At 63.0% G+C, this 21,237-nt stretch carries 20 protein-coding genes; 8 read left to right on the top strand and 12 right to left on the bottom strand.

Features of this window, described 5'->3' with window-relative positions:
- Positions 1 to 254: 254 nt before the first annotated feature.
- From NCT05_RS27780 to NCT05_RS27770, 3 genes are all read left to right on the top strand, one after another.
- Positions 255 to 1,550: a sugar efflux transporter gene (locus NCT05_RS27780; RefSeq protein ID WP_250503657.1), complete on the top strand. Its 1,296-nt coding sequence runs from the start codon at positions 255 to 257 to the stop codon at positions 1,548 to 1,550.
- Between the two features lie 59 nt (positions 1,551 to 1,609).
- Positions 1,610 to 2,515, top strand: a complete 906-nt coding sequence (locus NCT05_RS27775; RefSeq protein WP_250503656.1) for a LysR substrate-binding domain-containing protein — start codon at positions 1,610 to 1,612, stop codon at positions 2,513 to 2,515.
- A gap of 83 nt (positions 2,516 to 2,598) precedes the next feature.
- Positions 2,599 to 3,858, top strand: coding sequence for an MFS transporter (locus tag NCT05_RS27770; RefSeq protein WP_250440957.1), 1,260 nt, complete (start codon positions 2,599 to 2,601; stop codon positions 3,856 to 3,858).
- Between the two features lie 60 nt (positions 3,859 to 3,918).
- On the opposite strand, the gene panS is transcribed toward NCT05_RS27770, so the two are convergent.
- Positions 3,919 to 4,878 carry a ketopantoate/pantoate/pantothenate transporter PanS gene (gene panS / locus NCT05_RS27765; protein ID WP_008348034.1) on the bottom strand — a complete coding sequence of 320 codons (960 nt, stop codon included), beginning with the start codon at positions 4,876 to 4,878 and terminating at the stop codon, positions 3,919 to 3,921.
- A 314-nt stretch (positions 4,879 to 5,192) separates the two neighbouring features.
- Here panS and NCT05_RS27760 point away from each other — a divergent pair, with 314 nt between their 5' ends.
- From NCT05_RS27760 to NCT05_RS27750, 3 genes are all read left to right on the top strand, one after another.
- Positions 5,193 to 5,702, top strand: coding sequence for a DUF6622 family protein (locus NCT05_RS27760; protein WP_008348033.1), 510 nt, complete (start codon positions 5,193 to 5,195; stop codon positions 5,700 to 5,702).
- Positions 5,703 to 5,851: 149 nt separating this feature from the next.
- A complete protein-coding gene (locus NCT05_RS27755; RefSeq protein WP_175980823.1) occupies positions 5,852 to 6,625 on the top strand; it encodes a DUF899 domain-containing protein in 774 nt (257 codons plus the stop codon).
- 219 nt (positions 6,626 to 6,844) lie between these two features.
- Positions 6,845 to 7,507, top strand: coding sequence for a hypothetical protein (locus tag NCT05_RS27750; protein ID WP_008348031.1), 663 nt, complete (start codon positions 6,845 to 6,847; stop codon positions 7,505 to 7,507).
- Between the two features lie 29 nt (positions 7,508 to 7,536).
- Here the strand turns inward: NCT05_RS27750 and NCT05_RS27745 are convergent, their stop codons facing one another.
- The 7 genes from NCT05_RS27745 to NCT05_RS27715 all read right to left on the bottom strand — a co-directional run bounded on the left by NCT05_RS27745 (position 7,537) and on the right by NCT05_RS27715 (position 14,318).
- Positions 7,537 to 8,388 carry an alpha/beta fold hydrolase gene (locus NCT05_RS27745; RefSeq protein ID WP_250503655.1) on the bottom strand — a complete coding sequence of 284 codons (852 nt, stop codon included), beginning with the start codon at positions 8,386 to 8,388 and terminating at the stop codon, positions 7,537 to 7,539.
- A 3-nt stretch (positions 8,389 to 8,391) separates the two neighbouring features.
- Positions 8,392 to 10,113 (bottom strand): ubiquinone-dependent pyruvate dehydrogenase, encoded by a 1,722-nt coding sequence (gene poxB / locus NCT05_RS27740; RefSeq protein WP_250503654.1) that lies wholly within the window; start codon positions 10,111 to 10,113, stop codon positions 8,392 to 8,394.
- 302 nt (positions 10,114 to 10,415) lie between these two features.
- Positions 10,416 to 11,213: a transporter substrate-binding domain-containing protein gene (locus tag NCT05_RS27735; protein WP_008348028.1), complete on the bottom strand. Its 798-nt coding sequence runs from the start codon at positions 11,211 to 11,213 to the stop codon at positions 10,416 to 10,418.
- A 47-nt stretch (positions 11,214 to 11,260) separates the two neighbouring features.
- On the bottom strand, positions 11,261 to 11,989 hold the full coding sequence (locus tag NCT05_RS27730) for an amino acid ABC transporter ATP-binding protein (protein ID WP_175980819.1): 729 nt from the start codon (positions 11,987 to 11,989) through the stop codon (positions 11,261 to 11,263).
- Complete coding sequence (locus NCT05_RS27725) at positions 11,973 to 12,626, bottom strand: amino acid ABC transporter permease (RefSeq protein ID WP_008348026.1); 654 nt, start codon at positions 12,624 to 12,626, stop codon at positions 11,973 to 11,975. The genes NCT05_RS27730 and NCT05_RS27725 overlap by 17 nt, the downstream gene beginning before the upstream one ends.
- Positions 12,623 to 13,369 carry an amino acid ABC transporter permease gene (locus tag NCT05_RS27720; protein ID WP_250503653.1) on the bottom strand — a complete coding sequence of 249 codons (747 nt, stop codon included), beginning with the start codon at positions 13,367 to 13,369 and terminating at the stop codon, positions 12,623 to 12,625. The genes NCT05_RS27725 and NCT05_RS27720 overlap by 4 nt, the downstream gene beginning before the upstream one ends.
- A gap of 103 nt (positions 13,370 to 13,472) precedes the next feature.
- Positions 13,473 to 14,318 carry an NAD-dependent epimerase/dehydratase family protein gene (locus tag NCT05_RS27715; protein WP_250503652.1) on the bottom strand — a complete coding sequence of 282 codons (846 nt, stop codon included), beginning with the start codon at positions 14,316 to 14,318 and terminating at the stop codon, positions 13,473 to 13,475.
- A gap of 144 nt (positions 14,319 to 14,462) precedes the next feature.
- Between NCT05_RS27715 and NCT05_RS27710 the strand changes: the two genes are divergently transcribed.
- Entirely contained in the window at positions 14,463 to 15,224 is a 762-nt protein-coding gene (locus tag NCT05_RS27710) for a FadR/GntR family transcriptional regulator (RefSeq protein ID WP_175980814.1), read from the top strand.
- A gap of 43 nt (positions 15,225 to 15,267) precedes the next feature.
- Here the strand turns inward: NCT05_RS27710 and NCT05_RS27705 are convergent, their stop codons facing one another.
- The 3 genes from NCT05_RS27705 to NCT05_RS27695 all read right to left on the bottom strand — a co-directional run bounded on the left by NCT05_RS27705 (position 15,268) and on the right by NCT05_RS27695 (position 18,582).
- A complete protein-coding gene (locus NCT05_RS27705; protein WP_008348022.1) occupies positions 15,268 to 16,614 on the bottom strand; it encodes an MFS transporter in 1,347 nt (448 codons plus the stop codon).
- Between the two features lie 232 nt (positions 16,615 to 16,846).
- Positions 16,847 to 17,755, bottom strand: a complete 909-nt coding sequence (locus NCT05_RS27700; RefSeq protein ID WP_250503651.1) for an SMP-30/gluconolactonase/LRE family protein — start codon at positions 17,753 to 17,755, stop codon at positions 16,847 to 16,849.
- A complete protein-coding gene (locus NCT05_RS27695; RefSeq protein ID WP_008348019.1) occupies positions 17,752 to 18,582 on the bottom strand; it encodes an NAD-dependent epimerase/dehydratase family protein in 831 nt (276 codons plus the stop codon). The genes NCT05_RS27700 and NCT05_RS27695 overlap by 4 nt, the downstream gene beginning before the upstream one ends.
- A 198-nt stretch (positions 18,583 to 18,780) precedes the next feature.
- On the opposite strand from NCT05_RS27695, the gene NCT05_RS27690 reads away from it, so the two are divergent.
- Positions 18,781 to 19,770, top strand: a complete 990-nt coding sequence (locus NCT05_RS27690; protein WP_008348017.1) for a LacI family DNA-binding transcriptional regulator — start codon at positions 18,781 to 18,783, stop codon at positions 19,768 to 19,770.
- Between the two features lie 75 nt (positions 19,771 to 19,845).
- On the opposite strand, the gene NCT05_RS27685 is transcribed toward NCT05_RS27690, so the two are convergent.
- Entirely contained in the window at positions 19,846 to 21,135 is a 1,290-nt protein-coding gene (locus NCT05_RS27685) for an MFS transporter (RefSeq protein WP_175980811.1), read from the bottom strand.
- Between the last annotated feature and the right edge of the window lie 102 nt (positions 21,136 to 21,237).

The raw sequence follows: 21,237 nt of genomic DNA, 5'->3' as shown, positions 1-21,237 counted from the left end.
CAGCTTGCCAGTGGTCGCAAAAACACGACATTTGTATCTTGCTAGAACACGACATTCTCATGTTGCTCCTACATCAATTCCCGCGCTAATTTGCATTATGTCAATCACGGTTAACTAATCGCTACACGCATCCTCCGACAACGATGGCAAACTGCGCAAGTTCCGCGCGTTGCCGCATTCAAAGCGGTACGCCGCTTGCGCTCAAAGCACGACCTGCCTTTTCGGCCCGAGTCCCCAAGCCGACCCACGTCCCGATGAACACACGCCTGCTCGGTCTCACCCGCATTCCGTTCTTCCTGCCGCTCTCCAGCGCGACCCTGATGCTCGGCGTCGCGATGTCGTTCACCGCGCCGTATCTGTCGCTGTTCAGCGTCGAACAGGCGGATATGAGCCCCTTGAAGCTCGGCGTCTTCATGACGGTCATCGCCGCGAGCGGCGTCGTGGCCAGCGCGTTTGCCGGAAAATGGTCCGACAGGCACGGCCATCATCGGGAATTGCTGCTCGCGGCGCTCATTGCTTCATCGCTCGGTTTTCTGTTGATGTGCGTCGTGCGCAATTACACCGCGCTGGTCGTGATCGGCATCCTGTTTCTCGGCGCAGGCGGCTCCGCGATGTCGCTCGTGTTCTCGTTCGCGCGCGCCGCGTTGCCCGTCGACGACGAAGCCGAGCGGTCCCTCGCGCTCGCCACCTTGCGAACCGTTCTTTCGATGGCGTGGGTCTTCGGACCCTCCGTCGGCGCGCTGGTGCTCGCCGGCGCCGGCTTCTACGGCCTGTTTCTGTTCGCGGCGGCCTGTTTCGTCGCGTGCGGCGCGATCGTCTGGCGCATGCACGGCTCGCCCAGGGGCGACCCGCACAGCGCACCGGCGCACTACGCCGGCGACCCGACATCGCTGCTCGAAGTCACCGCGCCCGACACCGAGGAGCTCGTCCCGCCGCACCCCGGCGCGTCGCATTCTCGCGCCGAGATCTGGCGCGCGACCGTCGCGATGACGCTCATCGGGCTCGCCGCGAGCGCTACGATGATCGTCCTGCCGCTCTACGTCGTGCACGGCATGCACGGCACGCGCATCGACGTATCGATCATGCTGGGCCTCGGCGCATTCCTCGAAATTCCGATGATGCTCGCGCTCGGCGCGCGTGCTTCGCGTCTCGACAAGCAGCGATGGCTCGCGTCGTGCGCCGTCGTGCATCTGATTTATTTCATTGCGGTGGCGGCGTCGCCCAACGTCCACTTCCTCATTCCGATGCAAGCCTTCAACGCCTTCGTCGTCTCGGTGACGTCGTGCCTCGGCATGACGTACATGCAGGATCTGATGCCGCAAAGCCCCGGATCGGCGACGGCGCTTTTCTTCAACGCGTCGCGCGTCGGATCGATCCTGTCGGGCGTTCTGTCCGGCGCGCTCGTGGCCGCGCTCGGCTATCGCGGAACGTTTCTCGTGTGCGGATGCATCGCGTTGAGCGCGGCGGTGCTGTTCGCCAATCCGCCGTTCGCGCTCATCACGCGGCGCATTCTCGACCGGTGGAAGGCGCGGCGGCAGACATCGGCCTGACCTCTTCGCTATCGGGGAATGGCAATATAGGCGCACCTTTCGTCGATTCCCACGCGATCATGTCTCAGCGCCTCCCGCCGCTCAACGCCCTGCGTCTCTTCGAAGCCGCCGCGCGCCATCGCAGTTTCAAGCTCGCGGCCGCCGAACTCAACGTGACGCCGGGTGCCGTGAGCCACGGCATCGGCGCGCTTGAAGCGATGCTCGGCGTCGAGCTTTTCGTGCGCGAGCCGCGCGGGCTGTCGCTCTCCGCCGCCGGCGAACACTATCTGCCGTACATCGCCGAAGCGTTTTCGCTTATCGTCGTCGGCACGCAGTCGCTGCCCGACAGGCGCAAGCGCCGCGCGATCTCGGTTACGTGCGCGCCGACGCTCGCGGCCCGCTGGCTCGTGCCGCGCCTCGCCGATTTCCGCGCGCGCTGGCCCAACATCGACGTCACCGTGGACACTTCGCGCCGCCAGGCGGGCTTTCCCGTCGACGGCTTCGACTTCGGCCTGCGCCTCTCGCGCGGCCCGGTCGATGGCGCATCGTCGTGGCAACGTCTCTTCGGCGAGCGACTCGTGCCGGTGTGCAGCCCCGCCTATCGCGCGATGCTGACCGGCGCCGGCGCCGTTCCGGATCTCACCCGCGCCGCACTCATTCACATCGATACGGCCAGTCAGGACTGGCAAGCGTGGATGGACGGCGCGGGCATCGACGGTCTCGATCTGCACGGCGGCCTTCGCTTCGATACCGTTCAGCTCGGCTTCGATGCCGCCGCGGCCGGGCTTGGCGTCGTCATCGGCAGGCGTCCGCTCGTCGATCGCGAGCTGGCGGCGGGCACGCTGGTCGAAGCGTCCGCGACGAGCGTCGAGACGCAAACCGCCTACTGGCTCTGCGAGACGCCGCAAGCGAGCGCGCGCGCGGATTTCGTCGCGTTCCGCAACTGGCTGATCGAACAAGCGACCAGTTTCGCCGATAACGGTTGAACTGCGCTCATCCGACGGCGAAATCTTTTCGTTTGTCAGCACGGACGTTCGCCTGCGACGATGGCCGCAAGGAGGAACGAGCCATGTCGTCTTTATCGACCACACGATCGGCCACGGACCGCGCGACGACGTGGGTGCTCATCGGCGCGGCCGCGCTGATCCTGAGCGCCGCGATGGGCGTGCGCCAGACGTTCGGGCTTTTCATCGGGCCGTTTTCGTTCGATCGCGGCATGCCCGTCACGCTGATCGCCTTCGCGATCGCGCTGCACAACCTCGTGTGGGGCTTCGCGCAGCCGTTCGCGGGCGCGGCCGCCGATCGATACGGCGCAGCGCCGGTCGTCGCGACGGGCGCGGCCACGTTCGCCGCCGGGCTCGCGCTCGCCGCCGCCGCGACTTCCGGCTGGATGCTCGTGCTCGGTCTCGGCTTGCTCGTGGGCATCGGCATCAGTTGCACGAGTTTCGGCGTCGTGCTCGCGACGGTCGGACGCGTGGCGTCGCCGCAAACACGCAGCGTCGCGATGGGCCTGGCCAGCGCGGGCGGCTCGCTCGGCCAGGTGCTGATGGTGCCGTTCGCGCAGGAAGTGCGCGTGCATGCGGGCGTGCCGGCGTCGCTCTATGCCCTCGCCTTCGTGCTGCTGCTCGCCGCGCCGCTCGGCATCGCGCTCGATCGCGCGAGCCGCCGGAGCAAGGCATCTTCGGCATCGCACGAAACGCACGCGCAAGCCGCCGCGATGCCGTTGCGCGAAACGCTCGCGTATGCGTCGCGGCATCGCGGTTATCGGCTGCTGACGCTCGGCTTTTTCACTTGCGGCTTTCAGCTTGCGTTCATCGCGACACATCTGCCCGGCTATCTGATGCTGTGCCACATGCCGGTCGGACTCGGCGCGACCGCGCTCGCGCTGATCGGCCTCTTCAACATGATCGGCAGTTGGGGATGCGGCTGGCTCGGCGGACGCTGGCGGCAGCATCACGTCCTCGCGTGGCTCTATCTGATTCGGGGCGGCGCGATCGCCCTCTTCGTCCTGTTGCCGACGACGAGCGTATCCGTCGTCGTCTTCGCCGCCGTGATGGGCCTGACGTGGCTGGGCACGGTGCCGCTCACCAACGGACTCATCGCGAAGGTGTTCGGCACGCGGCATCTGGGCACGCTATTCGGCGTCGTGTTTCTCAGTCATCAGCTCGGATCGTTTCTCGGCGCGTGGCTCGGCGGCTACGTGTTCGACACGACCGGCTCGTACTCGCTGATCTGGGCCGCGACGGCAATCGCCGGACTCGTCGCGGCGCTGCTGCATTTTCCGATCGATGACCGGCCGGTCGCGGAAGCATCGCTCGCGGCGAGTTGATTTCGCGTCCGAAAAAAACGCGCCACAATCGGCGCGTTTTTTTTCGATCGATTCACACGTTCAGCCGTGCCGCGCGACGGCGGCCTGCGCGTGGGCTTCGCGCGTCGAGCCTTTCGCCGGACGTCCCGCCCAATAGCCCGCGAGCATCGACCCCGACAGGTTGTGCCACACCGAAAAAAGTGCGCCGGGCAACGCCGCGATCGGCGTGAAATACAGCTTGCCGAGCGTCGCCGCGAGCCCCGAGTTCTGCATGCCGACTTCGATTGCCAGCGTGCGGCAGACGGCTTCGTCGAAGCCGAGCAGACGCCCGCCCCAATAGCCGCCCAATAGACCGATGCCGTTGTGCAGCACCACGCCCACCGCGACGACCATGCCCACCGACGCGATGCTCTTCTGCGTGCCGCCGACCACCGCGGCGATGATGAGCAGGATCGCCACCATCGACACGAGCGGCAGCATCCACTCGATCTTGCGCACGAGCTTGCCGAACAGATGGTTCACGACGAGGCCGATGACGATAGGCAGCGCGACGATCTGCACGATGCTCATCAGCATGCCGTGCACGTCGACGGCGATGGAGGCATCGACATAAAGGCGCGTGAGCAGCGGCGTCGCGAACACGCCGACGAGCGTCGAGAGCGCGCTGATCGTGACGGACAGCGCCACGTCGCCACGCGCGAGATAGATCATCACGTTCGACGCCGTGCCGCTCGCGACGCTGCCGACGAGCACCATGCCCGCCATCAGATCGGGCGGCATGTGCAGCGCTTTCGCGATGACCCACGCGGCGAGCGGCATCACGAGGTAATGCAGCACGATGCCCGCGATGACCGGCGCGGGCCGCGTGAACACGCGCCTGAAATCGTCGATGGAAAGCGTGACGCCCATCGACAGCATGATGATCGTGAGAAGCGTCGTGACGTGCGGCGCGATGCCCGTCACGGATGAAGGCGCGCTATAGGCGGCGATGGAAACCAGCACGGCCCAGAGCGGGAAAAGGCGGGTGATGCGGGCAAGCATGAAAACGATCCTCGAATGTCGTTGCGTGTCGTGTTTGGTTCAGCGAAAGCGGCGGTGCGCGGGTTGACCGGACAGGCGCAGACGGACGAAAGCTTGCCCTCGTGGGGCGGACGCTGCCCGCGATGCCGGCGCGCGCGGGTCACGCGCGGTCTCTCTAGCCGATCGTCGGGCAGGCGCCGCATTTTACCCGTCGCGCGACGGGTTTTCGGAATTCGCTTAATTCCCGCGACGCGCGCATACGCTCGCCAACTCATTCGCGGCTAATTCTCCGGCGTCATCATGCGCATCAAACAACCACTTGCAAGGAGATGATCATGACGCCAATCGCCATCGTTCAAGGCACGCCGACGTGGGTCTGGGTGCTGCTCGCATTCCTTTTGTATCGCGGCATCAAGGCGATGCAGGCCAGCACCACCCCGCTGTCGAAGCTCGCAATCGTTCCGATTATTTTCGCGGGCATGGGCATCGCGCATCTCGTCGCGTCGCCGCTCGCCGGATGGATGGCCGTCGCCGTGTGGATCGCCACGCTGGGCGCGGGCATCGTCGGCGGCGTGTTCCTTGCGAGCCAGAGCCGCTTCATCGTCGATCCGATCGCGCGAACCGTGATGCTGCCCGGCTCCATGTTGCCGATGCTGCTGATCCTCGCGACGTTCATCGCGAAGTTCTGGCTCGGCTTCGAGATGGCGACCGTCGCCTATCTGCCCGCGCTCACGACCTATGCGGCAATCGACGCCGCCGTGTCGGGCATCGTCGCGGGCATCTTCGCGGGACGCTTCTTCACGTACTGGAAAACGATGCACGCGCTGCGCGCTTCGTGGGCTTGACCCTGATTGCTGCGGTCGCGCGTCGGGCCATCGGAACGCGCGATCGGGCAAATGGCGTCACACTTGTTACTCTCCGTTTTCCGCTATCGGAGTCAGACTGAATCACGGCAAACAACGAGCAAGAGTCCAACTCAGGAGGTTGCAAGGCCATGACTACATCCGACGAAACAGGGATGCGCACGCCGCCCGTCGTGTCGCAGGAGCAATGGGAAGCAGCGCGTCAGCAGTTGCTGGTGAAGGAGAAAGCCCAGACGCGCGCCCGCGACGCGCTCGCCGCTGAACGCCGCCGCATGCCCTGGACCGCCGTGAAGACGGACTACATGTTCGAAGGCCCCGCGGGCAAGATCGGCTTTCTCGATCTTTTCGATGGCCGGCGTCAGTTGATCGTCTATCGCGCGTTCTATGAGCCGGGCGTCTTCGGATGGCCGGAGCACGCGTGCCGCGGCTGCTCGCTGGTCGCGGATCAGGTCGCGCATCTTGCACATCTGAATGCGCGCGACACGACGCTCGTCTTCGTATCGCGCGCGCCGCAGCAGGACATCGCGCGGCTGAAGGAACGCATGGGCTGGACCATTCCCTGGTTCACGCTGACGGATCGCTTCGATGCCGACTTCGGCGTCGACGAGTGGCACGGCACGAACGTGTTCTTCCGCGAAGGAGACCGTGCATTTCGCACGTACTTTCTCAACAATCGCGGCGACGAGCAGATGGGCAATACCTGGAACTATCTCGACATCACGCCGCTCGGCCGACAGGAACTCTGGGAAGACTCGCCTGAAGGCTATCCGCAGACACCGACCTATAAGTGGTGGAACTGGCACGACCGTTATGTCGACGATGCGCCGCCCGATAAAAAATGGGTCGAAATCTCCGATGCCGGCGAAGCGGCATTCCGTGCTGAAAGCGCAAGGAACAAGGTCTAAAAACGAGCGATGTTGAATGCGGAACCGGTCATCATTTCTTGCCGGTTCCGTTCCGCATTTTTGTGGAACGATTTAGCTAAAGTTTTCGGCAAACGTTTCCGTAAACACAATCATCAACAGCGACGCCTCCGTCGCGCACGGCTCTCCCGCACCAGCCGGCACTATTCGCCGCTTTCGCCTGGACGCCCTCTCGTCCATCTCCTCCACGGATAATCTGCAATGAAGAAGTCGTTGGCCGCATGCGCGGCCGCTATCGGCACGCTCGCCGCGCTTGCCGCTCCGCTCTCGCACGCCCGCGAAATCTACGGTCAGATCGGCACCGAAGGCGTGGGCATCGGCTACTCGGAACCGCTCGGCACGCGCGACAACGTGCGCGCCGAATTCAACGGCCTGAAGTTCTCGCATAACTTCGACGCTGGCGGTCTCCACTACGACGGCACCGCGAGCATCTATCACGGCGGCTTCTATTTCGACTTTTTTCCGGCGCCGGGAACGGTCGGTTTTCGCATCACGGCTGGCGCGCTCATCGGCGGCGATCATGTCGATGGCACCGCGACCAGCATGAACGGCACCTACACCATCGACGGCATCGCTTATCCGACTTTCGGGGAAAGCATTCACGCCAAGGCTAAGTTCCCGGCCGTGCGTCCGTATATCGGCATCGGCTTCGGGCATACGCCTGTTGCCGAGAAAGGCTTTTCCGCGTTCTTCGATGCAGGCGTCGCGTATGGCCGCCCGCGCGTCACGCTCGACGTTCCGGCGGATATCGTCGCGGCGGCGGGACAGGAAAACATCGACGCGGAACAGCAGGATCTGCAGAACAAGGCGGACAAGTTGCGCTTCTATCCGATCGTAAAGGTCGGCGTCACTTATCGCTTCTGATCGCGCTTCTGATAGCGCTTCTGATCGCGTTACTGGATTCCGCCCGCGAACGCCAGCCATTCGCCGACGATCGCTTCGGGCGCATCTTCCTGCATCAGATGCCCTGATCCGCGCACGCGCGTAAAGCGCGCGCCCGGAATCAGCGATGCGAGTTCGACACCGCGCTCGACCGGTATCCACTCGTCCTCTTCGCCCCAAAGAATCGATACGGGGCATTTCAATTCGCCATAGCGCGATTGCACTTCATCGGTATAGCGCTGATCCATCTGCGCGATCTGCCGATAGAACGCGGCCTGCCCGACTTTGCCGGTCCACGGCCGCGTATAGACGCGCAGCGTCTCTTGCTGCAACCGCCGATGCGCCGCACCCTGCAGATACGCATCGAGCATCGCCTGATGCATGTACGGCGGCACACCCGCAAACGCGGCTTCATGCTGTCGCACATGACGCACGAAGGGCGATCCCCACGGCGCGACGGCGACCGGATCGACGAGCATCAGCGAACGATACGCGCAGCCGTCGATCAACGCGGCTCGCACCGATGTCGCGCCGCCGAAATCGTGTGCGAGCACATCGGGCAAGGCACCGTTCCACTCACCGCACCAGTGCGCGAGAAGCGCCGCGAGCACGCGATTCTGCACGCCGAGCGATACGTCCTGCCCCTCGCGCATCTCCGACGCACCGTAGCCCAGCAGATCGAAGTAATGCACACGCCGCAAACGCGCCGCTACCGGTGCGATGCGTCGCCACACCTGCGATGAAAACGGCGTACCGTGAACCATCACGAGCGGCGCGCCCTCGCCGATCATGCCGTAGCGCACGGCTTGTCCTTCGTATTCGAAAACGTGATCGAGTGGCAGCGTATCGTTCGATTCGTTCATGGGTCAACGCAGATTCGTGCGCGCGAGTTCGACGATCTCATCGCCGCGCCCGCTCAGGATCGCTCGCAACATATAGAGGCTGAAGCCCTTCGCTTGCGACAGTTCGATGGTCGGCGGCATCGCGAGTTCATGCTTCGACGTGACGACATCGACGACCGCCGGTCCCTTGTGCGCGAACGCTTCGCGCAGCGCGCTTTCGAGTTGCTCCGATTCCTCGACGCGCACCGACCAGATGCCTGCGCCCTTCGCGATCTGCGAGAAATCGGTCTTGCTGAGATCGACGTTGGTGTCGAGATAGCCGCCAGCCTTCAGTTCCATCGACACGAAACCGAGCAGGCTGTTGTTGAACACGACGACCTTGATCGGGAGATCGAGTTGCACGGCCGAGAGCAGATCGCCGAGCAGCATCGACAAACCGCCGTCGCCCGATAGCGAAACGACTTGCCGTTGCGGCCGCGCGGCCTGAGCGCCGAGCGCCTGCGGCATTGCGTTTGCCATCGAGCCGTGATTGAACGAGCCGTGCAACTGGCGCTTGCCGTTCATTGTCAGATAACGCGCGGCCCACAGTGTCGGCGTACCGACGTCGACGGTGAAGATCGCGTCGTCGGCTGCGATTTCATCGACGAGCTTCGTCAGATATTGCGGATGAATCGGACGTCCCGGCGCGGATGGCGTCGCGAGATCGTCGAGGTCCTTGCGGGCGGTCGCATAGTGCTTCAATGCGTTCTCGAGAAAACGCCGCTCATCCTTGCGTTGGAGCTTCGGCAAGAGCGCCGCGAGCGTTTCCTTGATCGTGCCGACGAGCCCCATTTCCAGCGGCGCGCGGCGTCCGAGTTGCGAGCCGCGCCAGTCGATCTGCACGATCTTCGCTTGCGGCGGATAGAACGGGCGATACGGAAAATCGCATCCGAGCAGGAGCAGCGTGTCGCACGACATCATCGCGTGATAGCCCGAACTGAAACCGATGAGCCCTGTCATGCCGACATCGAACGGGTTGTCGTACTCGATGAACTGCTTGCCGCGCAACGCATGCACTATCGGTGCTCCGAGCGTATCGGCGAGCGCGACCACTTCGTCGTGCGAGCCGGCGACGCCGCTGCCGCACATGATCGTCACCGCTTCGCAGCCGTTCAGAAGGCTCGCGAGCTTGTCGAGATCGGCGTCTGCCGGCACGATCGCGCCCGGCGCGCTCGCGGTCCAGCGCGGCTCGACGGCCGGGCCTTCGCTCAATGCGACGTCGCCCGGCAACACGATCACCGCGACGCCGCGCTGATCGATCGCGGCGCGCATCGCGCGTTCGAGCACGCGCGGAAACTGCGACGCATTCGACACCAGCTCCACGAAGTGACTGCATTCCCTGAACAATTCCTGCGGATGCGTTTCCTGAAAGTAGCCGAGGCCGATTTCCGTCGATGGAATGTGCGCCGCGATGGCGAGCACCGGTTGATGATTGCGATGACAGTCGTAAAGACCATTGATGAGATGCAGATTGCCTGGGCCGCAACTGCCCGCGCATACCGCGAGTTTGCCTGTCGCGGCGGCATCGGCTCCGGCCGCGAAAGCGGCTGCTTCCTCGTGACGCGTATGCATCCAGCGGATCGAGCCGACACGATCGAGGCTGAACGCCAAACCGTTCAGGCTGTCGCCCGTCACGCCCCAGATTCGCTCTACGCCCGCCGCCGCCAGTGTCTTCGCCAGATAGTCCGCTATCGTGCCCTTGGCCATGATGTGTCCCGTGATGAAGAGAGGATGTCCAGTGATCGACGGAGCCGCGCACGGAATGACGTGGCGCGCATCCGTGTTGGCTCAATGCATGCAGGATTCAAAACGCAAAAGGAGTGTACGCCGGAGCGCGGCGGTTTGTCCTGAACCGTGTCGAGACCGCGTGGTGCGGGCGTTCAGGATAGGCGATCGCGGTATTTTGAATGCATCATTCCGGAATGAATCCGGTATGCGTAATGCAAACGACAACGGCGGCGGATCGATGACCCGCCGCCGTTGCGCATGACTGAAGCGAGACCCTGCGCTCAGGCGCCCTTGCGCATGTTCTCCGGCAGATCCCGTCCGTGATACTTCTTGTAGATCGTGTTGAGGTTGCCGCTCTTCATGTTCGCGCCGACCCAGTTGTTCACCCATTCCTTCAGGCGCGGCTGGTCCTTGTTCATCGCGATGCCGAGATCGAACGTCTTCTGCTCGAACTTCATCTCGATGTTGCGTTGCGGAGCGCGATCCTGCATCTCCTTCAAGTTCGAAGGCGTGCTCGAGAAGATGTCGACCTGTCCCGTGACCATCGACGTGATGAGCGTCGCATCGTCTTCATAGCGTTGAATCTGTGCGCCCTTCGCCTGCTGTGTCGTCAGCGTGTCGTTCACCGTTGCACGCGTGAGGCCGATGGTCTTGCCGTCGAGATCCGCATAGCTCTTCACGTTCGCCGTCTTCACGCCGCCAACGATGATCGAGATGACCGCATACGGGTTCGAGAAATCGACGACTTTGGCGCGCTCCGGCGTGACCGACAGCGAGGAAATCACGAGGTCCGCGCGCTTCGCCTGCAGCGTCGGAATGCGCGCGGCGTTGGTGATCTGCACGAGTTCTAGCTTCACGCCGAGATCCTTCGCAAGCGCGGCGGCAGTATCGACGTCCGATCCCGCGGGCTTCAGGTTCTGGTCGGCATAGCTGAAGAGCGGCGTGCCGATGGCGATCGCGACGCGCACGACGCCTGCCTTCTTGATGTCGTCGAGTTCATCGGCCATCACGCTGTGAACCGCGCCTGCCATCATCAACGTTGCGAGCGTTGCGCGTGCAATGATTGATTTCGCTTTCAAGTTACGTCTCCGTCGTTATTAGTGTTGCTGAATTGATGCTGCGGTTATCAAAGTCCGTTATCGAGGAATGCGCGCAATTCGGGTGTGCGCGGCGCATCGAGCATGCTGCCGTCGCCCACTTCCCAAACCGTTCCCTGATGCATGTAGATGATGCGATCCGCCACGCGCTTCGCGAAGGCCATCTCGTGCGTGACGAGCAGCATCGTCATGCCGTCGGCAGCGAGGTCTTCCATCACGCGCAGCACTTCGCCCGTCAATTGCGGATCGAGCGCCGAGGTCACTTCGTCGAACAGCATCACCTTTGGCGACATCGCGAGCGAGCGCGCGATCGCCACGCGCTGCTGCTGTCCGCCCGACAATTGCTCGGGATACGCATCGGCCTTCTGTCCGAGACCGACTTGCTCCAGCACGTTTATCGCAATGCGCCGCGCTTCGTCGCGCGACATCTTCTTGACGTGACGCAGCGCGAGCATGATGTTCTCTTCGACCGTCAGATGCGGAAAGAGGTTATAGCTTTGAAACACGATGCCCACTTCGCGGCGCAACAGATGCAGATCGACCTTCGGATCATCGACGCGAATGCCGCACACTTCGATTTGCCCTTGGTCGATCGTCTCCAGCCTGTCGATGCAACGCAACGCCGTGCTCTTGCCCGAACCGCTCGCGCCGATCACGGCGATCATCTCGCCCTTGTTGACTTCGAAGGAAACGCCCTTGAGAACATGATTGGAGCCGAAGCTCTTGTGAATATCGCCGACCTTAACGATTGCTGACATTGAGCTTGTTCTCCATCGATTGGCTCCAGCGCGAAAGCGGATAGCACAGGACGAAATAGAAAGCGCCGACCAGACCGAAGATGAGGAACGGCTGGAAGATCGAGTTATTGATGATCTGCCCCGCGCGCGTCAGCTCGATGAAGCCGATCACCGAAGCAAGCGACGTCATCTTGATGAGCTGCACGAGAAACCCGACGGTCGGCGGCAGCGCGAGACGCATCGCCTGCGGGATGATGACGAGGCGCAGCGTCTGCCAGCGCGTGAGCGACAGGCATTCCGACGCTTCCCACTGCGGCTTGGGCATCGCTTCGATACAGCCGCGCCAGATATCGCCGAGATATGCGCTCGAATAGATCATCAGCGCGAGGCCGGCCGCGACGAGCGCGGGCACCTGATAGCCGTACACCGACAGGCCGAAGTACACGATGAACAGCAGGATCAGCAGCGGTATGCCCTGAATCGCCTCGATATACACGAGCGCCACGCGCGCAAGCCATGCGCGCGGCGAGATGCGCGCGAGCATCACGGCAAAGCCGCCGATACCGCCGAGCACGAACGCAAGCGCGGAAAGCACGAGCGTCCAGCCGATCGATTGCACTAGATAGACAAGGTGCGATGACGTGAATCCGCCGCTCATGCCGCACCTCCGGGAATGACCGTATCGATGCGCTGCGGATCGGGCGGCGTCTTGCCGGCGCGTTTAGCAGCAAGACGGATCGCGCGGCGGCGCTTGAAGAGATGTTCTCCCACCGCCCACGCGATGAGCTTGATGACGAGCGACAACGCCAGATATAGCGCCGCGACCACGATGTACGTTTCGAGCGAGCGGAACGTATCGGACTGCACAGTGTTCGCGACCGCCGTGAGCTCTTCGGCCGAAATCTGCGAGGCGATCGCGGAGGCCTGCATCATCAGCAGGAACTGGCTCGTCAGCGCGGGATAGACCTTTTCGATCGACGGCTGCAACATCATATGCCAGCCGATGCGCCACTTCGGAAGCCCGAGGCATTCGGCCGCTTCGATTTGTCCGCGTGGCACCGATTCGAGTCCCGCGCGGATGATCTCGGCCGCATATGCGCCGATGTTGATCGTCATCGCGAGCGCGGCGGCCGCGAACGTCGGCATGCGCAAGCCGATGCTCGCAAGACCGAAGTACAGCAGAAAGATCTGCACGAGGAACGGCGTATTGCGCACCGCCTCGATATAGACGATGCACAGGCGCGTGAGGACCGGCACTTTCGCGCGCTTCGCGAACGCCACCAGCATGCCGAGAATCAGCCCGAAGAACACAGCCACGCAAGTCATCTTGAGCGTGAGCCATGCGCCCAGCAGGAACGTCGGCCAGTACGGCAGCAGCGGTGAAAAATCGAGAGAGAACATGGCGGCAAGAGTTCCTGTCAGGTGTGGGCGCTAACACGCTGTGCGCCCGCTCTGGATGTATGACGACATACTACGAGTGCCGTGATACTGCATTTCGCATGCATTAAACCGGATCGAACGGGCCAGTCGTCGTGAAGGCACCGCCCTGCAGCACCGCCACGGGATCGGTGGGCGCCGGCGGCGGCGTCGCTTCGACCTTTTCGCGGAACTGCTCGGACGAGTCACGCGGAACGAAGCCGAGATGCGCGGCGCAGCGGTTGTCCCACCATGTATGCGCGTTCGCCGACATGCCGAAGACGATCGTGTGGCCGACGTCTTTCGTGAAGAGACTGCGGCGCAACAGGTCATGAAAATCGTCGTAGCTCATCCAGCTCGCCATCATGCGGCGGTCCTTCGGCTCCGGAAACACGGAGCCGATACGAATGCTCACCGTCTCGATGCCGTACCGGTCGAAATACATTTGCGCCATGTCCTCGCCGAAGGACTTCGACAAGCCGTAGTAGCCATCGGGGCGCTTGCGCGCAGCGGCGTCGATTCGTTCGTCCTGCCGATAGAAACCCGTGACGTGATTCGAGCTTGCGAACACGATGCGCTTCACGCCCTGACGGCGCGCCGCTTCGTAAAGATTGAAAACGCCCTTGATGTTGGCTTCAAGAATCTCTTCGAACGGACGCTCGACCGATACCCCGCCGAGATGAATGATCGCGTCGCAGTCCATCGCAAGCGCATCGACGGCGTCGCGGTCGGCGAGATCGCAAGGAGCGATCTCTTCGTGAGGCGCGGCGTCGCCCTGCAACACGCCAGGCAAGTCGGAGATCCGCACATGCCGCGCGAACTCGGCGACGCGATGCCGGATCGCGCGGCCGATTCCGCCGGCGGCGCCCGTCAGCAACAGACGATCGAATTGCGCATCTTCGTCGGCGGACGGCGTGCTGGTTTGTTGTTCCATCGTGTTGTGTCTCCTGAAGGCTGTCGTCGCTAGGGATTACCCTGCGCGCATCTTCTTGTACGTTGTCATATCACTGCATGACGCATATCATCATTTGCCGAACGATTTGTCAATGTGTGTAAAACCCACGCCAACGAGAATACCGTGACGCTATCGCCCGATCTTCATGCCGGCACCGACGCATCCTCGATTGCATCGCCGCAAGCGCGACGCAGTCTGACCGCGCAACTCGTCGACGCCTTGCGCGCCCAGATCGATGCACAGGAACTGAAGGGCGGCAGCAGGCTCGCGACGGAAGCGGAAATGGTTCAGCGCTTCGGCGTGAGCCGCACCGTCGTGCGTGAGGCGCTGTCGCGTCTGCAAGCGGCAGGACTCGTGGAAACGCGGCATGGCATCGGTACGTTCGTGTGTGAAGCGGGCATGTCGCCTCTTCTGCAACTCGATCCCGCCGATGTCGCCGGTTCGATGGATGCGCTCGCCATCCTCGAATTGCGCATCAGTCTCGAAACCGAAAGCGCGGGACTTGCCGCAATGCGTTGCGATGCCGCGCGTCTTGCGACGATGCGCTCGACGCTCGGGGACTTTTCAAGAAATGTGGGCGAAGCAAGCGATACCGTATCGCCCGATCTGCGCTTTCACATGGAGATCGCGCATGCAACGGGCAATCGCTATTTCGTCGAGATCATGGAGCATCTGGGCACGCGCATGATTCCGCGCACGCGCATCACGGCGACGCCGATTCCGCGCGATCAATACGCGGATTACCTGATGCGCGTGAATCGCGAGCATGAACAGATCGCGGACGCCATTGAACGCGGCGATGCCGATTCGGCGCGCACCGCGATGCGTCTGCATCTGATCAACAGCCGGGAGAGATTGCGACGCGCGCAGTCGTCGCTTGAATGAATACGCGAGTACCGCGCGTTGGCGCGGTCCTCGCGATGCAACATCAACGCGCCATGTTCGGCTCGCCATCCTCGACGTCATGCGCGCCGGAAATCGTCTCCAGTGCCTGATCGTGATGCAGCAGCAGGACCGCCGCCACGCCGACCATGCCCGCCCCTGCCAGGCACAGCAGGCCCGCGCCGAAGCCGCCCGTGCTGTCCTTGATCCAGCCCATCGCATAGGGACCGAAGAAGCCCGCGAGATTGCCGAGCGAGTTGATCGCCGCGATGCCGCCCGCCGCCGCCGCACCCGAAAGGAACGAGGCCGGCAGCGTCCAGATCACCGGCAGGCAACCGAAGATGCCGAAGCCCGCGATCGACAGCGCGATCATCTTCATCACCGGATCGTCGAGGCCCGCCGATGCCGCGATGCCGCCCGCCGCGACCATCAACGCAATCGCGACATGCCAGCGCCGTTCGAGCTTGCGATCCGAATGACGGCCCCACAGCACCATGCTGATCACGCCCACGGCATAGGGCAATGACGTGACGAAGCCGGTCTGCAAGTTGGAAAGACCGAACGATTTGACGATCTGCGGCAGGAAGAAGCTCAGCCCATAGTTCGTGGCATTCGCGCCAAAGTAGATCAGGGCAATGGCGAGCACGCGCGGATTGAAAATGGCTTCCTTCACGCTGAACGCATGCACGGATTCGCGATGCGCGCGCTCTTGCGCCTGACGATCGACGAGCCAGTCACGCTCTTCTTTTGCAAGCCAGTGTGCGTCGGAAGGCTTGTCGGTCAGATAGAAGTACACGACGAACGCGAGCAGCAACGCGGGAATCGCTTCGATCAGATACAGCCACTGCCAGCCCGCCATGCCGTTGATGCCGTCCATCTGCAAGAGCGCGCCGGAGATCGGTCCGCCGATCACGGTGGACAGTGGAATCGCCGCCATGAAATAGCCGACGACGCGGCCGCGATACTTCGCCGGGAACCACAAGGTCAGCAGAAAGATGATGCCGGGAAAGAAGCCCGCTTCCGCGACGCCGAGCAGGATGCGCAAGCCATAGAACACGTATGCGTTGGAGAGGCCCGTCGCCTGCGCGATATGCGGAATGTAGGCCATCGCGGCTGCGAGGATGCCCCACGTGAACATGATGCGTGCGATCCAGCGGCGCGCGCCGAATCGTTCGAGCAGCAGGTTCGAAGGAACCTCGAAAAAGAAATAGGCGATGAAGAAAATGCCGGCGCCGAAACCGAACATGCTCGCAGTGAAACCGAGCGCCTTGTTCATCTGCAATGCGGCAAAGCCGACGTTGACGCGGTCCAGATATGCGATGAAGTAACACAAGATCAGGAACGGCACGAGGCGAACCATCACGCGCTTCATGGTGCGAGCTTCAAGGTCCATCAATGTCTCCTCCGGATTAGAGAATCTGTTGATCGCGGGTGCTTGAGATACCTGCGGAGACTACTCTTTCAGAAGGACTTGCAGCATTGGTGTTTGTGCTTGGTATCGGTTCCGAAGGGGGACGTGTCCATCATTTCGATGCGCGCCAATAAAGTGCGCTCGAATCGTTTGCGTCCCAAATCATGCGAAAAAAATGCGGACGGGGCGAATGATCGCCCCGTTTTCGTGAAGTTTATGCTACCGGTAACAGCGCGGCGTACTCCGGCTCCGGTAATCCTTGCACGCCGGGGTTGAATGCGAACACGTGACCGTCGTCGTCAGTGGCATTCATTGCCGGACGAATAGTCGTGACATAGAGCGTTTTCAGATCGCTGCCGCCGAACGCGCACATCGACGGCTTGCTCGCAGGCAGCACGATCTCGCGATCGAGTTCGCCGCGCGGTGTGAAACGCAGCAGGCGGCCGGCGTCGTTCGCACACGTCCAGTAGCAGCCGTCCGCATCGACCGCGGCGCCATCGGGACGGCCCGCGTAGTGATGCAGATCGGCAAATGCGCGCTGCGCGTGCGGCGTGCCGGTGTCGGGGTCGAAGTCGAATGCCCAGATCATGCGCCGTTGCGGATGCGAGTCCGACAAATACATCGTTCTGCCATCCGGCGACCATGCCAGGCCGTTCTGCGTGATCAGACCACCGACGACCGGCTCCGACAAAGCGCCCTTCTCATCGAAGCGATACAGCGCGCCGACGGCACTCGCGAGCGACATGTCCATCACCATCGTTCCGGCCCAGAAGCGCCCTTGCCTGTCGCAGCGGCCATCGTTGAAGCGCATGCCCGTCGCGGGAAACGAAGGCGCGGCGAGCTTCACGGCGTGCGCCTGGTTCGCGTCGGCGAGCGTCACGCCGAACATGCCGCTTTCCATGCCCGCGACGACGCGCCCAGCCTTGTCGAACGCAAAGCATGCCACCTGTTCGTCGAACGCCCATTCCGTACGTCTCGCGCTTTCGATCTCGAGCCTGACGATCCGTCGCGCGGGAATATCGACCCAATACAGCGCGCCCTCTTGCGCGCGCCATACCGGACATTCGCCGACGGTCGCGCGCCCGGCCGCGTCGATGCGTTCCGCGCGCACGGCGGCGCTCATCGCTTGCGCTCCATCGGCTCGCCCAATACGAACGGGCCGCCCTGGAAGCGCTGCGCCGGATCATCGCGATCGGCGCTCGGTCCGGTCACCGGAAAGAGCCCGTCGAACTGGGCCGAGCTGTCTTGCGGATTGAAGCCGAGGAAGCCCGCCTTCGAGTTGTCCCACCACTTCACCGGATTGTCAGAAGCGCCGTACACCACCGCATGACCGACGCGATTCGTGAACAGCGAGCAGCGCACGAGCTCGATGAAATCGCGGTAGCTCAGATACGTGACGAGCATGCGCGGATTCTTCGGCTCCTCGAACGACGAACCGATGCGCAGGTTCACCGTCTCGATGCCGAAGCGATCGAAGTAATAGCGCGACAGAGATTCGCCGAAGCACTTGGTCACGCCATAAAGACTGTCCGGGCGATGGGGCGAATCGGCGTCGAGCACTTCGGTGACTGGATGAAAGCCGATTGCATGGTTCGAGCTCGCGAACACGATGCGCTTCACCCCATGACGGCGCGCCGCTTCATAGATGTTGTACGTACCGCGGATATTCGCTTCGATCAGATCGTCGAACGGCGCGTCGATCGAGATGCCGCCGAGATGCACGATCGCGTCGACGCCCTCGACGAGCTGCATCACCTTGTCGCGATCCGCGAGATCGACGGCGCTGATCTCTTCATGGCTCGCTGCATCGTCGAGCGGCGCGATGTCGGAGAGCCTCACGACGTCGGCCCATTGAGCGAGCGCGCCGCGCAACTGACGACCCAGATTGCCGGCCGCGCCGGTCAGAAGCAGACGCTTGAACGGCTTGGCCGCTGCGTTTGGCTGATTCATCGAGACTCCTGTCAATACGTACTGATGCGTTGAAAGCAATAAGGAAGAAAACGTTTTCGGGACTATATCGATCGGCGCGACGCGCCGTCAATCGCCGTCTGGCATGCAAAACGCCGCATGCAAAACGCAAGTTTCGATGTCATCGTTTCCCGAATTTCTGCGACAATCCGTTAACAGTGCGAAAACGTTACCCTTCGAATGAAAAAAATTTCCCCGACCATTCGCGACGTCGCCGCTGCGGCGGGCGTCTCCGTCGCGACCGTCTCGAAGTACATCAATGGCGCGCAGCGCTTCTCCGCGCCGGTCGAGGCCAAGCTCAAGGAAGCCATCGATTCGCTCGGCTACCGCTCGAACCCGCTTGCGCGCTCGATGATTACCGGCAAGACGCGCACCATCGGTCTCACGATCCTCGACATCAGCAATCCGCACTTCACGCATGTCGTGAAAGGCGCGAACCGCATTGCGCTGCGGCACGACTACACGCTGCTGCTCGTCGATATCGACGAGAATCAGGCGCGCGAGCGGCCGCTCATCGAAGCGCTCGCGCAACGCGTGGACGGCCTGCTCGTCAGCTCGCGCCTGGCAGACGAAAACGCGCAGTGGATGCTCGATCTCGACAAGCCCGTCGTGCTGCTGCGTAACGCCGAGCTGCCGATTCCGAGCGTCGGCATCAACAGCCGCCTCGCTACTTACATGCTCGCGCGTCATCTGCTCGATCTCGGGCATCGCCGCATCGCGTATCTCGGCTTCGAGCACGCGCGCATCAACGATGAACGCATTCGCGGCGCGCGCGAGTGTCTCGCCGAAGCGGGCCTCGAACTCGATATCTACGAAGCCCATGCGCCAACGTCGCTTGCCGGCGAACAGGCTTGCTCGCGCGTGATGCTCGGTCCGAAGCGCCCGCAAGCGGTGATCTGCTACAACGACCTGATCGCGCTCGGCTTCATGAAGGAAGCCGCTTCGCTCGGCATTCGCGTGCCGCAGGACGTCTCGGTGACCGGCATCGACAACGTGCCCTACGGCGCATACGCCGCGCCGGGACTCACGACCGTCGACATTCAGAGCGAGAAGATGGGCGAACTCGCGATGCAGAAGCTCATCGACGCCCTCGCCGGTCATCCCGATCCGGGCAACTCCATGTTCGAGCCGCGGCTCATCGTGCGTGAATCGACTGCTGCCGCTGCATGACGTACGCCGCGCTGCCTGCAAGTTGCGAGTGCGGGCGGCGCGGCGCATGTCCTGACTAATAATCGCTAATACGAATTACGCTGCGAGCTTCGCCGGCGTCATCTTCGGCGTGAGCAAGTGCATGATCCCGAAGGCGATGAGGTACGCCGATGCGCCGATCGCGAACAGCACCCAGTAGTGACCCGTGCGTTGCAGCACCTGGCCGATCACTTCCGAGAACAGCACGCCGCCGATCGAACCGGCCATGCCGCCGATGCCGACCACCGCGCCCACCGCACGTCGCGGGAACAAGTCCGATGCCGTCGTGAAGAGGTTCGCCGACCAGCCCTGATGCGCTGCTGCGGCGAGACCGACGATGGCCACCGCGACCCACAGGTTTTCTGCCTGCGAAACGAACGCGATCGGCAACACGGCGCATGCGCAGATCAGCATTGCCGTCTTGCGCGCCGCATTCACGGTCCAGCCCGCGCGCAGCAGCGCGGAAGAAATCCAGCCGCCGCCGATGCTGCCGATGGTCGTGATCGCGTAGATCACGACGAGCGGCAAGCCGATGTGCTGCATGTCCATGCCGCGCGATTCGTTGAGCCACTTTGGCAGCCAGAACAGATAGAACCACCACACCGGGTCCGTCAGGAACTTGCCGACGATGAATGCCCACGTCTCACGCTTCCTGATGAGTTCCTTGAACCCCGGCGCGCGCGCCTTGGCGTTGGCCGCGTCGGCGGCGTTGGTGTCATCGCCTTCGTCGGCGATTTCGTCGTCGTGCGCGCGGCCGTCCGGCTGGCGGTACATCACGAACCACACGACGAGCCACACGAGGCCGATCGCGCCGACCATCACGAACGCAGCGCGCCACCCGAAGGCCACCGCGAGCGCGGGAATGAGTGCCGGTGCGAAGACCGCGCCGATGTTCGCGCCGGAATTAAAAATACCAGTCGCGAGGGCGCGCTCACGGCGCGGGAACCATTCGGCGGTCGTCTTGATGGCCGCGGGGAAGTTGCCGCCCTCGCCGATGCCCAGCAGCGCGCGGACCATGGCGAAGCCCATCACGGAGCCGACGGCCGCGTGCAGCATCGCGGCGATGCTCCAGACGAACATCGCGAGCGCATAAGAGATGCGCGTGCCGAGCCAGTCGACGATACGCCCGAAACACAGCAGGCCGATCGCATAGAAAGCCGAGAACGCGATCACGATGCGGCCGTACTGCACCTGCGTCCAGCCGATGTCGTGCTGCAGCATCGGGGCGAGCAGACCGAGGATCTGCCGGTCCATGTAGTTGATGACCGTGGCGAAAAACAGCAGCGCGCACACGGTCCAGCGATAGCGGCTGGCGGTACGCACGACGCCGGCAACGACAGTGTTCATGTAAGTCTCCGGACGCGGCGGCGCTCGTCGTGCCGCGTTTCTTGTTGCGTGAACGGCGACGAGCGCCGTGGGCGATGGCTTTGCGCCGGTTAAAAGCGCAAG

It is taken from the genome of Caballeronia sp. AZ7_KS35, assembly GCF_023631045.1.
Lineage (GTDB): Bacteria > Pseudomonadota > Gammaproteobacteria > Burkholderiales > Burkholderiaceae > Caballeronia > Caballeronia zhejiangensis.
The sequence above is the reverse complement of the archived record's forward strand: the minus strand, read 5'-3'. Positions and strand labels throughout refer to the sequence as shown.

Bases quoted from the DNA above. Each gene is read 5' to 3' on its own strand.
- NCT05_RS27775 (WP_250503656.1), top strand. From the start codon at position 1,610: ATGTCTCAGCGCCTCCCGCCGCTCAACGCCCTGCGTCTCTTCGAAGCC.
- NCT05_RS27685 (WP_175980811.1), bottom strand. From the start codon at position 21,135: ATGAACACTGTCGTTGCCGGCGTCGTGCGTACCGCCAGCCGCTATCGC.
- NCT05_RS27770 (WP_250440957.1), top strand. From the start codon at position 2,599: ATGTCGTCTTTATCGACCACACGATCGGCCACGGACCGCGCGACGACG.
- NCT05_RS27705 (WP_008348022.1), bottom strand. From the start codon at position 16,614: ATGGACCTTGAAGCTCGCACCATGAAGCGCGTGATGGTTCGCCTCGTG.
- NCT05_RS27730 (WP_175980819.1), bottom strand. From the start codon at position 11,989: ATGTCAGCAATCGTTAAGGTCGGCGATATTCACAAGAGCTTCGGCTCC.
- NCT05_RS27715 (WP_250503652.1), bottom strand. From the start codon at position 14,318: ATGGAACAACAAACCAGCACGCCGTCCGCCGACGAAGATGCGCAATTC.
- NCT05_RS27755 (WP_175980823.1), top strand. From the start codon at position 5,852: ATGACTACATCCGACGAAACAGGGATGCGCACGCCGCCCGTCGTGTCG.
- NCT05_RS27690 (WP_008348017.1), top strand. From the start codon at position 18,781: ATGAAAAAAATTTCCCCGACCATTCGCGACGTCGCCGCTGCGGCGGGC.
- NCT05_RS27720 (WP_250503653.1), bottom strand. From the start codon at position 13,369: ATGTTCTCTCTCGATTTTTCACCGCTGCTGCCGTACTGGCCGACGTTC.
- NCT05_RS27780 (WP_250503657.1), top strand. From the start codon at position 255: ATGAACACACGCCTGCTCGGTCTCACCCGCATTCCGTTCTTCCTGCCG.
- NCT05_RS27725 (WP_008348026.1), bottom strand. From the start codon at position 12,626: ATGAGCGGCGGATTCACGTCATCGCACCTTGTCTATCTAGTGCAATCG.
- NCT05_RS27760 (WP_008348033.1), top strand. From the start codon at position 5,193: ATGACGCCAATCGCCATCGTTCAAGGCACGCCGACGTGGGTCTGGGTG.
- poxB (WP_250503654.1), bottom strand. From the start codon at position 10,113: ATGGCCAAGGGCACGATAGCGGACTATCTGGCGAAGACACTGGCGGCG.
- NCT05_RS27750 (WP_008348031.1), top strand. From the start codon at position 6,845: ATGAAGAAGTCGTTGGCCGCATGCGCGGCCGCTATCGGCACGCTCGCC.
- panS (WP_008348034.1), bottom strand. From the start codon at position 4,878: ATGCTTGCCCGCATCACCCGCCTTTTCCCGCTCTGGGCCGTGCTGGTT.
- NCT05_RS27745 (WP_250503655.1), bottom strand. From the start codon at position 8,388: ATGAACGAATCGAACGATACGCTGCCACTCGATCACGTTTTCGAATAC.
- NCT05_RS27700 (WP_250503651.1), bottom strand. From the start codon at position 17,755: ATGAGCGCCGCCGTGCGCGCGGAACGCATCGACGCGGCCGGGCGCGCG.
- NCT05_RS27695 (WP_008348019.1), bottom strand. From the start codon at position 18,582: ATGAATCAGCCAAACGCAGCGGCCAAGCCGTTCAAGCGTCTGCTTCTG.